8 protein-coding genes are annotated in these 16,985 nt (G+C 42.4%); 2 read left to right on the top strand and 6 right to left on the bottom strand.

The genetic code is table 11. The features are described 5' to 3' along the window. Positions 1 to 113: 113 nt before the first annotated feature. From NJ959_RS12675 to NJ959_RS12650, 6 genes are all read right to left on the bottom strand, one after another. Positions 114 to 3,986: an SdrD B-like domain-containing protein gene (locus NJ959_RS12675; protein WP_254012119.1), complete on the bottom strand. Its 3,873-nt coding sequence runs from the start codon at positions 3,984 to 3,986 to the stop codon at positions 114 to 116. An 82-nt stretch (positions 3,987 to 4,068) separates the two neighbouring features. Continuing rightward, the gene (locus NJ959_RS12670) at positions 4,069 to 5,667 is read right to left on the bottom strand and encodes a right-handed parallel beta-helix repeat-containing protein (RefSeq protein ID WP_254012118.1); all 1,599 of its coding nucleotides are present in this window, start codon (positions 5,665 to 5,667) and stop codon (positions 4,069 to 4,071) included. Positions 5,668 to 5,823: 156 nt separating this feature from the next. Further along, the gene (locus NJ959_RS12665) at positions 5,824 to 9,540 is read right to left on the bottom strand and encodes an Ig-like domain-containing protein (RefSeq protein ID WP_254012117.1); all 3,717 of its coding nucleotides are present in this window, start codon (positions 9,538 to 9,540) and stop codon (positions 5,824 to 5,826) included. Next, positions 9,537 to 11,066, bottom strand: coding sequence for a hypothetical protein (locus NJ959_RS30435; RefSeq protein WP_254012116.1), 1,530 nt, complete (start codon positions 11,064 to 11,066; stop codon positions 9,537 to 9,539). The genes NJ959_RS12665 and NJ959_RS30435 overlap by 4 nt, the downstream gene beginning before the upstream one ends. 279 nt (positions 11,067 to 11,345) lie before the next feature. Next, complete coding sequence (locus NJ959_RS12655) at positions 11,346 to 11,906, bottom strand: hypothetical protein (RefSeq protein WP_254012115.1); 561 nt, start codon at positions 11,904 to 11,906, stop codon at positions 11,346 to 11,348. Between the two features lie 141 nt (positions 11,907 to 12,047). Further along, entirely contained in the window at positions 12,048 to 14,630 is a 2,583-nt protein-coding gene (locus NJ959_RS12650; protein ID WP_254012114.1) for a beta strand repeat-containing protein, read from the bottom strand. A gap of 726 nt (positions 14,631 to 15,356) precedes the next feature. Here NJ959_RS12650 and trhO point away from each other — a divergent pair. Together trhO and NJ959_RS12640 are read left to right on the top strand one after the other, a co-directional pair. Continuing rightward, entirely contained in the window at positions 15,357 to 16,304 is a 948-nt protein-coding gene (trhO, locus tag NJ959_RS12645; protein WP_254012113.1) for an oxygen-dependent tRNA uridine(34) hydroxylase TrhO, read from the top strand. Continuing rightward, positions 16,288 to 16,959 carry a glutathione S-transferase gene (locus tag NJ959_RS12640; RefSeq protein WP_254012112.1) on the top strand — a complete coding sequence of 224 codons (672 nt, stop codon included), beginning with the start codon at positions 16,288 to 16,290 and terminating at the stop codon, positions 16,957 to 16,959. Before trhO ends, NJ959_RS12640 begins: the two co-directional genes overlap by 17 nt. The last annotated feature ends 26 nt before the right edge of the window (positions 16,960 to 16,985 follow it).

Here is a 16,985-nt window from a genome sequence, read left to right as displayed (position 1 = left end):
CTTCTCCCCTGCCCCCTGCCCCCCAATTTATCACCCCCCAATTTCTCAACCGAGAATGAAACAGCCCTGCCTTCCCTAGTAGGGAAGGGGGCTGGGGGGTTAGGTTTTCCCTATTATTTAACCACAGCCCTAAACCGAATAAACCCATAGGAATTAGTCGGTGTCCCAGCAGCAGTTGCATTCGGTAAAGCATTGGGTTTCTTGACAATATTCACTACAACCGCTCCATTATTATTACTCCCGGAACAACTTACAGGTGGTGTGCTTCCTGGTGCGAAGAATTGTCCTCTGTCGGTATCAGCAACATTACTCAAATAAAGATTAGGATTTGTAGGTAAATTGGCAGAATCTAGTGCAAGTGATATCCCTAAATTGGCTCCGGCTAGACTGCCATCTGTAGGTGTCAAACTGTTAAAGGCGGTGGGTAGGAAGGTGGTATTACTGGGAACTAAATCGCAGACACTGACATTTGTGGCTGCGCCATCTCCTCTGGAAAGGAAATAGATAGTGTATTCTAATTCATCTCCAGGCTTAACAACTCCGCCATCAATTACTCCTCGTAAGTAAGTATTAGCAGGAGTAGGCCATTTGGGGTCATTATCATTTGTGGAATTGGGATCGTCAATAAATTGATTGAAAGGAACTCCGTTAATAGCGGTAATCCGTTTTACGAGGAGGATATTTGGGTTAGAGGCGATGGGGATAAAATTAGAGCCAATAAAGCTGAGGCGTTCAGTATCACCATTTCCTGTATCATCATCATCACCCACAATTACCAATACTTGTTTAATCCTCGCGCTGGCATTCGTATCAACAAATCCTACCCAGCGACTAGTATTGTTTCCACAGCCTAATTGGGAGGTAGCGCCAGTACTACAGTTGGTTTGATTGAGGGGTTGGGGATTAGGAGTAGCAGTAGTGCCATTATCCAGTGTTTGTGGAGCGATCGCAATATCTTGTCCAATTCGATTACCACTAGCATCCAGCAAGCGCAAATAAGCAGGTGCGCCACCACTTTGGGTTCTGGTTTCTAAATCGCCAAACCATGCCCCAAAGGATTTTATAGGTTGGGCAAAGGTGAATCGCACGGCGTTGCGTTTGCTATCGCTACTACCCCCAGTGTGATTCCAGAAGCCAGGTTCATCTGCTGTATTATAAAGGCTGGCAGGGCGAGGAGAACTATCTTGCAAGGAGTCACCGAAGGCTAGGGCAAAACCTGAACCTGTGGCATTCCCTCCATTACAGGTAGCAGCGGTTGTGAAGGGAACTTGAACAGACTCGACGGTGGTAGCAATTGCTGTATTACTGTTGGGTTGCTTGTAGGTAAAGCTGGTGGCACTACCGGGTGCAGAATTTTTACCGAACCAAGGTTCTACGGTTCCTGTGGCGGAACCACCCGCAGCGGTACGCCAAGTGTCATCCAGTTGATCTGTTAGCGATCGCAAATTGCTGGGAATGGAACCTGCAGTGGAAGTATTACCAACTTCTGTACTGATGTAAGGTTGAATGGTTGGATCTGATGTTCCACCTCCCACATTACAGAAACCAGCAGCTATATCAAAGCCGAAGTTTTGATTTGTAATCGCACTACCAGAAACAGTAACTGCTAGATTATTAGCTGTACCTAAAGTAAATCCAGTCGGGATATCTGTATCAGTAGTATCGACTTGGATTTTATAGTTGCCGTTGGTAACATTTGTGAAGGTATATTGACCAGTAGCATTAGTAGTTGTGGTGGCGATAGTAGTTGTGCCAGTACTATCTAATAGTTTGACCGTAACATTAGCAGGTAAGGTTGGTTCACCAATGTCTAAATCATCTCCACCATCACTGTCTTGATAGAGAGTACCGGAGATACTGAAGAGAGGTGCTGTAAATGGTATGGATACCGTTGCAGGAGTTGGGTCTTCCTTACCCGCCGCATCCAAAGCCGCATAGGTAAAGCTGACTGTAATTGCCCCATCATCTGGGTCCACTGTCAGTTTAGTGGGGTCGTAGCTGGGGATTGCAAAATTTGTGGTGGTAATCTGAGTACCGTTGTAGTAAAGTTTGCCATTCGTGGGCAGAGTTTTAATGATGAAGGTGTTGCCAGTACCCAAGGTACTATCTTCGGGGTCAGAACCGGATAATGATGGAACTTGGACTGTAGTTGTGCCACCTGGATTGGTTTGGGAAGATCCAGTCTTATTATCCGTATTCGGCAACTGCTCAATACCAAAGTCTTTGCTGGTAATGTTTGTTGTCGCAATATTAAAGGTAGCTGTGGTTAGTGGGCTGGTATTCGTCCACCCGGCTGGAAGCGATGCAGCAGGTGCAGCAGAACCAACTGTCCCGGCGGTAGTACTCAGGCGAATCGTGACATTGTTTTGATTGACAGCAACACTGCTGAAAGTGTAGGTGCCATCGGCAGAAACAGGTGTGGTGGCAATGACATTACCGGATGCGTTAATTAATATGGCATTCAATCCCCCTCCATTTGTGCCTGTTTCAGTGCCAGTATTAATATTGGTAAAGCTATTGTTCGCAGAACCATCTGCGTCTTTCCAAACCTTACCAGAAATATTAATTGGAATAGAGATTACAGTTATAGTGGGATCGTCCGGAGTTGGCGTACCAGGATCGTCCGTAGGATCGCCGCCTATCGGAACTCCCAAGTAGAAAATGTTTCCTTGATTAATAACAGTAGCAGGTGGGCTGACGGTATTGACCTTGATTCGATATTTGATCGTAACCTGGTAAGTGTTACCCGTACCAACAACCCCAGAATTGAGACCTGATGATTGAATTGCCGCACCAGTGGCAAAGGGAAATGTTGACCCCGCAGCATCTGCAACCGTGACACCATTCATCTTGGTACTCCCCACCACATAGGTAGTACCCGCCGGAATCGGATCTTTGAAGCTAACCTTAGTCGCAGGGACATTTCCTGTATTAGGGATCGTCACCGTGTATTCCACCACATCTCCGGGTAGAATATCAGTCCCTGCACTACCACTTATCTTAGTGTAGGTTTTAGTAGATTGAAGATCGGGGATAGGCGCAGCACAACTTGCATAGTCTGTACCTACTACAGTGGCACCTGTCGTAGGATTAAACACAATTGTTCCTATTGTAGTAAGGTTACCAGTATTAGTGTTGATTTCATACATCGTCTTGTTACTGCTGGCAAAGGCATAAAGCTTACCATCTGGTTTGAATCCCAAACTATTAAACGTTGTGCCTGATGGGGCTGTGGCGAGAAGGCTAGCAGGTGATGCACTGGAGAGTGTATCGATGTCGATTGTGTACAAGTATTCATCGGAAGCTAGGAATAGTATATTATTCCCGTCAAAAGCCATATCTCCATTTCCAATTGCCCCACCAACGCCAGATAAAGCCTTGCTACTTATTAATGCACCAGTTGTGGGATTGATTTCAAAGATAGTGTTGCTAGTAGCTACAAATAATCGACCACTGGGAGAAAAAGCAGCTCGAACTACTATAGAGCCAGCGTTGAATGTTTGTGCAAGTTGTGTATGAGTATTGGTGACAGGATTCCAGTAAGCAATCTTGGTGCCAGACGTATCACGAGATATATAAAATAATTTACCTGTACTGGGTTCTAGTGCTGCGGCTGCACTCAGGAATAAAGTATTAGTAGCTGTTGCGCCACTATTAGCTGTGGCAGCATTGTAATGAGCATTAGTGACATCGACATTGTAGATTTTGCTGAAGGTGGTTCCTGTATTATCAATCCCATACAAAATGGAACAGTAGGCTGGTGTAGTTTGTGCGGCAACTTTTGGGGGGATTGCCACGTTGATTCCAGCAAATAGACTCAGGATTCCTGTTGTCCCAACTATGCCAACACGAATTCGCTGTGCCGTACTATGTATATCTGTATCGGCGATTGCTTTTACATTCTTAAATAAAGATTTCATTTGATTACATTCAGTATCAGTTAAATTACTCGCTCGTCTTAAATGCCTCAGTCTTCGCCACTTCATAATTCCTTGTCACCAAAGATTAATCTCTAAGTGCGATCGCGGAATTTACTGATTTGGCTACCGAGAATCTCCGTAATTTCCTCTACTCCAACAAGCGCACCACCGCACTGGCAGCAGCTTCAGACGTGCCATATTTGGAATCGGTTGCTATCGCACTTATTCGCTCTCCAGGCTGTAAATTACTAAGACTCAGGCTAAATCGTCCTTTTTCATCTGTCGTCACTGTGGCAATCTGTTCGCTTAAATCTGTCTGTGCCGTAACTCGATAAATATCAACTTGGGAACCGGGATCTGCCATACCATCGATATTAACTTTCCCATTTAGAACGATCAACTCAGGGCTAAGAAATTGAGGAGTATTAATTGCTCCATTCCCTGTATCTTGACGGCGTTGATTAGAATTACGAGGTGGGTTTTGCCCGTCTCCCACTTGATAATCTCTGGTATCAGTATTATCGCGAGTTATTAGATCGATACTGAGTCCTTCCAATCCAGAAAATCGATTATTTTGAATAATATTACCATTGCTTGATGGAAATGCGGCCACCACCACACCTGGACCATGGTGTTTGCTAATTTGATTATCAATAACTTGATGATCGTTCCCCATCAAATAAATAGCAGCACGACGCAAACGAGTACCGTTATTTTTAATTTGATTATTCTGAATCGTCACCGCACCCTCTGGCTTAAATAAAAATACGGCACTACCTCCATTATCTTCAATTAGATTTGAGGATATTTGAGTATTATCGATGTTACCTTCCAGACGAATAGCATCCGGCATTCCCCCATTACCGTTATTAGAAATTACATTATATTCCACTTGTAAATCCTGAGCATCAACTGAAGTAATTACTCCACTTCCAGTATGATTAGCAATCCAATTTCGCCGGATTGCTGTTCCCTGACTGTTGAAAATCGATACCCCGAATCCGGAAGTCTTTGCTGATGCTGGATTTTCAGAAGGAACACCAATCCAGTTATCTTCAATTACGATATTTTTTGGGGAGTGGGGAGTGGGGGGGATTTTGTTTGGTGTTCGATCTTCCCTATTCCTTTCGGATGAAGTATTTGTATCTATAAAAATATCTCCTGGTGGAATAGTGGCAGTTGTATTAAATTTACCTGTAAAACCATAGAGACTCAAACCCCGAATTGTGACTCCATCTGCCACAATTGTTAAGCCTCGCAATACCTCCACTTCCTGGGCTGAAGTAATCTCTACAACAGGGGTATGAATGGGGATTTCTTCTTTAGTAAACCGCATCGGATCGTAACCGGGTTGAGTAGTTCCATCTACTACTAATCCTGGGCTGGCTAAGGGTGGTAATAGAGTAACTAGGCGAATAGTAGTATTTGTTGCTGGTAAATTAAAATTAATTTGGGAAGGTGTATCCAGATCGAGAGAGGAAACCTGATATTTTTCCTCTTCACTTAGCTGATTTAATAGCAATGTTCCATTGACGATTTCAATAGCTTCTCTTAAGGTTAAGTTCTCATCAGGTTGTACTATTCCATCTTGGTTACTATTTACGATGACTCTATAGTTGGTAACTTGGTGTGGATTAGATTCTGTCATTTGTATTGGTGCAGCGGCGACTAAAGATAGACGCAGCCCACTCAATAGAGTAAGATCCAATAACACCACCAAAACTGACTTGAGATACTTTACTTTCATAATCATCACTTCAATAAATTAGTATTTAACACCATTATCGCCAGAATCAACATCCCCTCCTTCCTTTGCGCTCTTTGCGTTAAAAAAAACTCCCCTTCATCCAAGGAAAAACCCCAATAAATCTCAACAAAAAATCAACTCCATACTTCTCCTGTCTTACTGTTGAGTAGATTCTTGATTCGGAACTAATTCAGGATTTACTTGGTTTCCAGATTCCTCAGTTTCCTTAACTTCTGCCACAGGTTCAACGCTAGATTCTTGTTGTTGAGGAGGTGTAGCTTTTTGCCGTCCAAAACCGCCAAATGCACCCAATAAATCATTTAACTTAACCGTCAACCCCGCATAAAAACCACCAGCGGAACGAGAACCACTGAAATCATTATCCTCAATTCTACCAAAAGAATATCCCGCCGCTAAACGCAAATTTGGAGTTAGATAATAACCAGTTTCAATTAAGAAAGCAGTTTCACTATAATCCGCTGAAGGCTGAGAAATCCATCTGGCTTCTCCGACTAAATCCCACTTATAACCTAAGCGATAAGTTGCTCTTAATTGAGCTAAGGAAACTGTACTTTTGCCAACTAAATCGTTAGCAAGGTAAGTGGTACTGTGGCGTAGGGCATATTTTCCATAGAATTCCCATCGCCAACTGGGTGCATAAATTGCTTCAGCAGCGAAGAGCTGAGATTCCGAACCAGTACCGCTTCCTAGTAAAATGGTATTGGGAATTGTGGCAGGATTTTTGCGATATTCGTACCGCAATAGGGCATTAAATTTGTCATCATTAGGATCTCGATAAGCTAAACCAACTCTCAGGTTAATCGTATCTCCTAAATCGTTGAGTGTTTGATTAGCTGAGTTGGCTTGGTTATAGCTAACTAAAGCAGTTAAAGCTGGTGAAATTTTACCTAAAGCTGATCCAGAAATTACCGTATTACTACCTTGGGATGAACTCCGATGTTCAAAACGAGCGCTGGCTTTAAAATTAGGATCGTTGCTGTAAGATAAACCAATACTATAACTATCTCCATCCCCAAATCCTAAAGCCGATGCACTTTGCCCGTAAGCATAGGGTTGAGGAAATTGTTTACCAGCAGCAGTATTACCAAAGAAATCACCAAATACATGTTCGTAAGCTAAATCTAGTTTTAATCCCGGAGAAATTGTCCAGATATGTTTTAAACCTACTGCACCTTCTCCCGTCATTCCATTAGCGCCACCTAAAATAGAGAAACGGCTGGTAAGGGTGGTATTGCGAGTGAGATTATAGTCACCTTTGACATCTAAACTAGTAATAGATTGACCTGCATATTGTCCGCGAGTAAACCATTGTTGGGCTAAACCGACTGTGATGCCAGGATGAACTTGCCAATCTAATCCTAATAACGTTCTATCTGAATAAACAGAATCGACTTCTGAGGAAAGAGTTAGTTCATTTTGGGCGCGGAATGTGAGATTATTGGTAATAGGGATACTAAAACGCGATCGCAATTGGCTAGATGTCCCATTTAATCCACTTATCCTATCTTCTCTATCCCGATAAATCCAATCTAAACCCAAAGTCGCCTTCCCAATCCGCTGTTCAATTCCAGCAGAAATTGTAGTTAATGAGTTATCAAGCTTAGTACCGGGAATTGGATCGAGTCTGGGGTCAAATAAATCGACAAAATTAGTTGAAACTTCAGGTGCAATTCCATTATTATCTTCACGATCATATTGCACTCGTAAATTAGTCCTATCGGCAATACGCGCTTGTAATTGTGCGCCATATCTAGTTTGACCAGGAACAAAACTTACTGTAGCATTATTAGCAAAACCAGTATCCGCAGAACGATAATAAGCACGTCCATTTAATCCTGGAGTAATTTGTCCTTGCAATTCCACCCGATAAGCTGAACCACTCACAACTCCTAACTCAGTAGAATTATTACTAGAATGAGCATATTCTGCAATCAGGTTACCTTTACCTCCCAAAGAAATTAGTGCATCTGCCCCGTATAATTCAAAATCCCTACCTCCCTTATCTTCTCGTAAATAAGTACCACCAATCCAACTCTCATGATTCAGTTCTCGCGATAAGTGATATCGAAATCTACCGCCATAAATATTAGTATTTTCTCCTTGACTTTCAAACTGATAAGTAGTGACAATTCGTCGGACTAAAATATTGCCATCTCGATCTACATCTGTCCGTAATAAAGGTTCCCGGAATAATAAAGTACCTCTATCGTAATCAATTTCATAATCTGGTCCGCGAGTGAGACGTTCCCGTTGCAAAACAGTACCTGGTCGATTTAATTCCTCCAATTCTACAAATACATCTTCACTTCCTGGTACAAGTAATCGACGCGATAAGAAATAGTAACCACTAGTGCCATCGGGAGCAACAGTATCTCTTTGGAAACCTTCCACATTATTACCGTAAAAAGCACTAAGTTGGAGATTTCCTAAATTATAATTGCCCTTAAAACCGTGAAGTTGGCGAGTAATCGAGGTAAACTCTTGGGATCTCGTCGCAAATTCATTAGTATTGTAATCTCCCCACATTACATAATCTGGACTAGCATTAGTTACGTGGGAAGAACGTTCTAAACGGGCATAAACTTGGTCAGTAGAAGGAGTAGTAACTTCAGTTTTAGAACTATCTCCATAAATGGGATAATTTTGTTCAGATGCTTGGTAACTGCGAAAAAGACGGTTATCGCAATTACAGTCTAAATTAAGGGGACGCTCGCTATTATATGCCCCAGTAAATAACCATTCACCAATTGCACCCGTAGCAAAAACTGCCCCATTAACATTTAATTTAGTATCATTATTTTGGTCAGCCGGGAGGAAATCTTTAAAACTACTGAAATAATCAGTACCCCTAGCACCAATTCGGAAATTAAGCACCCCCGTCATTAAACTAGGGCGCAATGCAGTTTCAAATTGGAGTTGGGTAAAAGCTTCTAACTCAGGCGTAGTAGCGCGAATTGTGGCAGTTTCAGCTTGAAGAGGCGATCGCAAAATTGCCGTAAATTCACCTTTTTTCGCCTCTACCTGAAATCCCGGTTGATCCGAATCGTAATCTGTACCTTCAAACTCCCCAGAAGTTGCAGCTAAAGTAATAATACCATCCCGATTAGAAAGGTTACCATTTTCATCTAATAATTGACCAATTACTGTAGCAGTAGAACGTCCATCAGCGGGAATTCTTGCTTCTTTTGTTTCCAGAGTTAATTTTGCGATCGCACCCCGTACCTGTGCTTGTACAGAAGCAATAGGCGTGGCAGATCCCGCAATACTAGCAGTAATTGTATTGTCCCCTTCTTGGAGGGAAACACCATACCAAGTTTGGGTGATTAAATTAGTTTTAGAATCAGTTTCTGTACGACCAATCAGGGAAGAATCTACTATTTTACCATTAACTTTAAGTTCAATTTCCGTTCCCTCTGGGTATTGCAAAATGATACTAGTTGCAGGGACATCTAATACCGAGTTAATGGTGGGAGAGAGAATTTTGATTTGGCTTTCAGTTGTAGGCGTTTCCTGTTTGGATTGTCCATCTGAGTTTTCACTCGTCAGGGAATCAATTCCCTGACTAATAACTGAAGTACTTTCAAGAGGACTAAGTTTTGATTCAGCAATATTTTCAGTCCATTTTAATGGACTTTCGCTATTAGACGTGGAATTAATTCCACTTCGGGACAAACTTTCACTCTCAGAGGTGGAATTAATTCCACTGTAGGATTGTAAAGGAGAAGAAATTTGTACATCAATAGAAGATTCTGCATGAGCCACACCCGGATACAAAATAAGACTAAAATTACCAGCAATAGCTCCTAATAGCTTTAGTTTAAAAGCTATATTATTGTGTTTTATCGGTTTCATTGATTTTGCTCTTGGGAGGTAGGTGTGACTGCAAAATTCATCCGGGCTAAACCACCTGGTTCTAAACGCACCAGTCTGGATTGACTATTCCGTTCGCTGAAATAGTTATTAGGGGCTAAAGTGTAACCAGGAAGACTACTAAGATCGAGGACACCTGTATGATTTCCAGGCAAAACATTAGCGACAGAAAATAAACCATTTGGATCGGTTGTAATGCGGTTTCCATCTTCCATAAAAATTACCGCATTGGGAACCCCAGGCTCGCCAGATTGCTGCTCCCCATCAAAGTTTTTATCGACAAAAACCCGACCAATTAAAGTACCGCAATCAGAAATAATTCCCGGCTCAATCTTTAGTTGATAAGTCGCTGGACCATCTTTAACTTTGAAGCCATTATCCCCTCGTTGCCCTTGCACAATTGCCGAATTTTTTCCGGAGCCGCGCCGCGAATCTGGGGTAAGTTCAGCAGCATAAGCAATATTAAGAACTCCGTCAGGAGGGATTGAAGTATCAGTGCGGAATGTTATCGTTCGACCATTTCCTTCAACAGAAACATTGACAGACTGACCTTTAAATTCGCCTCGCACAGACTTGTCTACAAATTGAAATCCTAGCGGGAGAGAATCTGTTACTACTAACGTCTTTAAATTAGCATCACTCTTATTCCTTAATGTGAGGCGATAGATAACTACATCTCCCGGTTGAGCCGCTACGCGATCGCCTGTTTTAACAATCGAAATTTGATTAGGCTCACACATTAGTGTGGTGAACTGAAATGCTAATAAATCTAGTCCAACAGTTTCCGCATTAGGAACAAAAACTACCTGATTTTCAACCCTAGTCTCACCTGTGCTACTGATAGGTTGACCATCTAAAGATGTGGCAATATAGCGGATAACGCTATTATTAATTGCACCCGTACTTTCTACAATATCAATCTTGACTCGCCGCTGTTGGTAGATTGAGTTTGCTGGTGGATTAATGACTAAAATGTAAGTCTTTCCAGCATTAGTTTGACCCTTGTTCGGATCGAAGAGGAAATTGTAGAGTCCTTTATTAGTATTTGTCAGGGGATAAGGGTTAATATTTTGAATATTTGGTTGTTTTCCACCAGGGATATTATTACCCTGAATATCGGGTAATTCTGTCGGGGTCAAAGTTACCAATCTCCCCAATTCGGTTCCAGTTAGATCGCTAGAATTTGGTTCGTATAAACCAACTGTAAATCCGGTATAGTCTGGCAATGGTTCTCCATTACAACCTAATATCTGTCCGAAGGGATCGACTAAGGGAATGGGGGTAACTGATATTTGATTAGTGGTGCTTTCAAATACCCGTTTTCCTCTACCGAAAGTATTGCTATAGCTGTAGCTAGCTTGGTTGGTAATTTGAAGGCTTTTTGTCTCTTGAACTTGAGCGATAGTAGCGGTAGAATGGTTCAAGATAGTGCCAATTAAAACGGTAGTGGTGAGGCACTGGAACCATTTATTATCGGGATAACTTCGTTTTCGTTTTCGCGGTGTCACTCTGGCTTATCTCCTGGGAGCAAGGGGAGGATGGGTTAGAAAAATGTACAATAAGACTCCTATATTCAGGTCAGTAAATTGTCTGAATATTAGTTTTATTTATTTGTGTAAAGATTGATTGTAAGATTGTTAATTATTTTTATAACCCGCCAGGGAATAAATTCCCTGTCTTATAGCTAAAGTCAGTTAAAACCGACTTTTGGTGGTAGTTTCATTCCGTTTTAACGGACTTTAGCTATTAGCCAGTAGTTTAAACCACTGGCGGGTTTTTGCAACCTTCTACTTCACCTTCACTTCGTAGGCAGCTTTCACTCCCGTAGTCGGGTCAATTGATTTACCAAAACGCCAGCGAACATGTGTATAAGCTTCAGCAGGTGCAGGGCGAGTTTCGACTTTTCCGTTAGCAAGTTTGACCTGAATTGTGGGGTTTTCCACAAAGTTTTTGCCGTTATCGATACTGTAGGTCATTTTGGCTCCATTGCTATTAGTAGCCGAACCCAAAACATAAGCCATTTGCTGAGGAATCGGTTGAGTCACTGTTAGGTTTTTCGCAGGAACATCACCAGCATTTTCGCTACTTACGGTATAACGTAATATGTTTCCTGGTTGAACAACAGCGTTACCTTCTAAAGATTTCCAAGATACTTGTTCTTTTCCACTTTGATCTTGGGCAACTACCTGTTTCTCAGCACCTAAATTCAACTTAACTTGGGGACGAGTCAGGGTTTGAACAATCGATTCTCCGGCTTTTTGCAAACTAGCGAGAACAGGTGTGCCACCGAGTAAAGGAATTGCCGCGATTAGTGCAATGGCGCTTAAACTAACAGACAGACGTTTCATGGAAATAACCTCGTTAAATTTAGGACAATAGTGATGTGTAATTTTTGATGGGAGAAAGGGGGAATCGCTAATTGCTAATTGCTGATTGCTAATTGCTAATTGCTAATTGCGATTCCCTACTCCCTACTCCCTACTCCCTCTTTACGGTGCTACTGGATTATTAGGCGTACCAGTTGCATTCGTAGATTCAACTTGGCGTTGGAACAAGAAGTTCCGCGCTTCACCTGGTGCAACGTCACCGATTACAGTATTAATGTACTTGGTGACATCTGTATCAACAGTGGTTCCAGTTTGGTCTACAGAAGCTTTCGTAGCTGGGTTACCGCTAAAGAAAGTAATCGTTGAAGCGCCAGAATCTTTCGCTGTACCCACGATATTACTGGTATCAATTGCACCGTTAGTATCGTTATCAAGTGCCCAGTTATTTCCATTTTGAGTACCATCTTCTGTAATTACTACATCGTTGGCTTTCAAAATAACGTTACCAGTGCCAGCTTGAGGTGTAGAAATGTTGGTGTAGTTAATCCGATACTCCAGAATATTTCCAGGGGAAGGTGTTTTTGGATCGATGCTGAACAGATTTTGACCAGACAGTACCGCTGGACCGGTTCCTGGTAGAACACGAGACTCTTTCAATAGTTTCAAGAAGCCTGTATAAACTCGGTCAATTGTGGTATTAGTCGCATCGGTTGTTCCATCATTTCCAGTATCTTTGATACCATCAGCATTGGTGTCTGTGGTATAGAGGTCAATTGCCGCTTCAATGGGTACTGGGAAGCCTTTATCTCCACGAGTTAAATCCGTAGAAAGTGGTGTACCAGATGGTAGGTTAACTTCAACACCGTAGTTGAGAACTTCATTAGGATCGAAGTTGGCAATTGTAATTGGTAAGTTACCTGGTTGTAAGGTAAATGTACCTGCGCCATCGTAAATGTAAGTCGCTGAACTGCTAGCGTAGGTAATAGTAACGGTAGTATTTGCAGGTAAGTCAGTAGCTGTTGCTGGTGCTTTTGGTGTTAGTGTCAAAAGACCTGCATCTGTCCCACTATTCTTAACCGTATTGGTGAACCCTACAGCCGCTGGATCTATAGTTGTACCAGGTTTAGTTCCTGCGGGAACCAGTGAAGACTTATTAGTAAAGTCATCATTATTATTGGTAGGACCAATCGCATCTGGCGCACCATCTGGACCAGTTTGTACTGATGAAGCTACAGGTTGCTGCACGGTAAATAGGTTAGCTTCACCACCTGTACCAGTACCAGTGTTATTATTACCGCTGTCAGTACCAATTGTGCCTAAGTCAGCAGGATCGTTTACATAACCATCAGCTACAGGAGGATTAGTATCGGGAATTCCGTCGCTGTTGGTATCTGTACCTGGAGGTGTTGAACCATTAAAGTTACTGGGATTTTGGTCACCAGATTCATCGTAAATCAGGTTATCAGGAGTGCCGTCGTTGTTAGTATCTGTCGTTGGGACACCGGAGGTTTGACCTAACAATTGAGCGATATTTGCCACATCTAAAGATGTTGCCACCACCGAAGATTTAACCTTAACCTGTACCGAGAAACCGTTAACAGTTTCACCCGGTGCAACGGCAGTCACGATAGCTGAATTGTTAATAAAACCAATCCGAGTAACTGTTGCCAGATTTGCAGGTGCGGTTGTTGTCCAGTTAGCATCTAGTGCAGTGGTAGTCACGGCATCAGTAGTATAAACAACTTGCCAACCCGGAGGTGGTGTCGGTGCTACTGCTAACTCCGTATCCTTGGGAATCGCATCAGATACCAAAATCCGAGAAACATTTGCGCTATTAACACTAATCTCTGTACCCACTAATGGTGCAGGATTGAAATTATTCCCGGTGGGATCAGTTGCTGCTACCTTGAGACTTAAATTGTAAGTCAGCTTATCATCAGTAATGGCAGAAGTTCCACCATTATCGTAGTTACCGCGAGTCTTGAGAATACTGGCTAAAGCATAATTCTTCAAAGATGCAGATACTGTAGCTTTCTGCGTGACACTTGCTTCACGAACTCCATTCACTGGGTCCCCTGCAATATCACCGTTTTGTGTACCTGTATTATCTACTGTATATACGTCACCACCATTAGGATTGCGAAGTTGGTTTTGCGCATCGCCAGGAGTGTCGCCCAAGGTGACATTAATAATGTCGTTATCTTTAGCACCAGGAGTAACCTTAACTGGAACCCTTACCATCACTGAGCCACCAGATGGTATCGAGTTAGTAATAATTTCACTACCACTAATATCAGTCCAACTTACACCACCGTCAGTGCTGATTTGTAAGTTACCGCTAACTGTACCAGGTCCAGTTACTTCCGCCAGGTTAGGAATCCGGAATTTGGTAGGATCGTTACCGACGTTGGTGATAGTGTAGGTGTAGTTGAGAATGTCGTTAACGCTAACCTTGCCATTGCTGTCAGCATCAGTACCCAGTGAAGTGCCAGAAGCTGTTACTGTAATACCAGCAACTTCTGCAACTGTGACTGTTACTGTATTAGAAGTTGCATTAATTGGTACATTAGGATTATTTGGGTCTTCGTAAGTAGCCGTTGCTGTATTACTGATCGATTGACCCGCTGCTGTACCAAAAGCTAATACTGGTCCAACGAGATGGAAGGCGCTACTTGCTGCCAAAGCTGCTGCGATTAAGGGCTGATAATAATTCCGTTTGAGTTTGCTGCTAGATTTTTTTGTCATTTTCCTTGGTGACTCTAGAAAATAAAAGGACTTCACTTTACCGAGGTATCTGTCTTACAGTCTCGTGACTGCTAGAGGGTTTGCCGGAGTGCTGCAGCATTGGCTTTGCCTTCTTTCTGTATCAATCAAACCCTATGGAATTAGGGCTTGGCATTAGAGATTCAACGGATTTTTATCTCTGTGAGTAATTACTGAAGAGATTGAATATTGCTTAACTGACTAGGAATCAGAGGGGACTAACAGTCTCTGCTATGGATGATTGTTTGAATTGTTTGCGTTCAAGATATACTGGGATTTCCAGCCAACTTGAAAGCAAAATAAATCTACCGCAGCAGTTACTAAAGCTAGGTTAAAGAACTCTTCGTCATACGGAAGTCATACCGAGGGTTGTACTAAATCTGCTAATTCGTAATACGCAGTCATACGCAGTCATACGAACTTGACATCCTCCCGTCACCCCTATCGCCCCAATATCTGTAGGGGATTGTTTTAATATCTGTAGGGGTTGTAGGGGCGAGTCGCCACCAATATCTATAGCAGTAACGAAAATTCTGTAATTCTGTAATTCTGTAGCAAAATATCTATATGTAAGGAGTGTTACGCTTTGCTAACGCACCATGACAACTATATGCAGTGTAGCGACCTAAGACATAATAATGTAACATGCCGATCCTTCGCTATGATGATCTTTAACCTTCCTTCTCGATCGAAAACGGTAAAATATAAATGGCTTATTTCTTAACCGCTGCATTATATAAGTTCGTCGAGTTATCGGATTTTGCGGCTCTCAAAGCACCAATCCTCGCCTGCTGCAACGACAACAAGGTAAAAGGTACTATCCTCCTAGCTAAAGAGGGCATCAATGGTACAATTGCTGGCTCACCAGAAAATGTCTATGAAGTCCTAGCATTCCTGCGTCGCGATCCGCGTTTAGCTGATTTGACTCACAAAGAATCTTTTTCAGACAAACTACCATTTTACCGAATGAAGGTACGTTTGAAGCGGGAAATCGTCACTATGGGAATACCAGATATTAATCCAAGTCAGATGGCTGGTAAGTATGTTAAGCCGGAGGATTGGAATAAATTGCTTGATAATCCCGATGTGGTTGTAGTTGATGTGAGGAACGACTATGAAGTATCTATTGGTACTTTTAAAGGAGCGATTAATCCCAAAACAACAAGTTTCTCAGAGTTACCTGAATGGGTACGAAAAGAAACTGCCTTACGAGAGAAACCAAAGGTAGCAATGTTTTGCACAGGTGGGATTCGGTGCGAGAAATCTACTGCATTCTTGCGCAGTCAAGGTTTTGCCGAAGTCTATCACCTGGAAGGTGGAATTTTGAAGTATTTGGAAACAGTACCCGAAGCAGAAAGTCGTTGGGAAGGTGAATGTTTTGTCTTTGATGAGCGAGTTTCAGTTAGTCATGGGCTAAAGCCTGGTGAATATGAACTTTGTCGTGCTTGTCGCCACCCGATTAGTAAGGAAGAAATGGCCTCTGAATTATTTGTGCTTGGCGTGAGTTGTCCTCATTGTCATGGCACAAAAACTGAAGCGCAAAAAAAAGGATTTTCTGAGAGGCAACGTCAGGTTGAGTTGGCAAATCTTCGCAACCAAATACATATCGGCGCTAGTTACAATTCCCAGGAAAAACCTTATGAGACAACAAGTTAATCCCATTACAGCATCATACCCAATTTTATATTCCTTCCGCCGCTGTCCTTATGCGATGCGGGCACGTTTGGCGTTAGTTGTGAGCAATTGCGTCTGTGAGTTACGGGAAGTTGTTTTGCGTGATAAACCACAGGAAATGTTGGCTGTATCCCCAAAAGGTACGGTTCCAGTATTGATCGATCTCAATGGGCGTGTCATAGATGAAAGTATCGATATTATGTTGTGGGCTTTGGCACAACACGATCCGGAAAAATGGTTAATGCCAGAAGAAGGAAATCTGGCGGCAATGCTGGAATTAATCTCTCAATGCGATCGTGGGTTTAAATATCATCTGGATCGTTATAAATATCCTAACCGTTACGAAGATACTGATGGAATTGTCCATCGGAATGAAGGTTATTTATATCTGGAAAGACTAAACCAACAGTTAAGCAAAACCAGATATTTATTTGGTAATAGTGTGGCTTTAGCTGATATGGCGATCGCGCCGTTTATTCGTCAATTTGCTCATACGGATTTAGATTGGTTTAACGAACAGCAATTACCGCATTTACATGATTGGTTAGCCCGGTTTGTAGATTCAGAAATTTACAACCGTGTTATGAATAAATACCTGAAATGGGAATCCGGTAAGGTGGGCGTTATTTTTCCCTGACGGATAACAGGGAATGGCGAATGGGG

The organism is Limnofasciculus baicalensis BBK-W-15, from assembly GCF_024178385.1.
GTDB lineage: Bacteria > Cyanobacteriota > Cyanobacteriia > Cyanobacteriales > Coleofasciculaceae > Limnofasciculus > Limnofasciculus baicalensis.
Note: the sequence above shows the minus strand (reverse complement) of the source record. Positions and strands in the feature narration are given on the sequence as shown.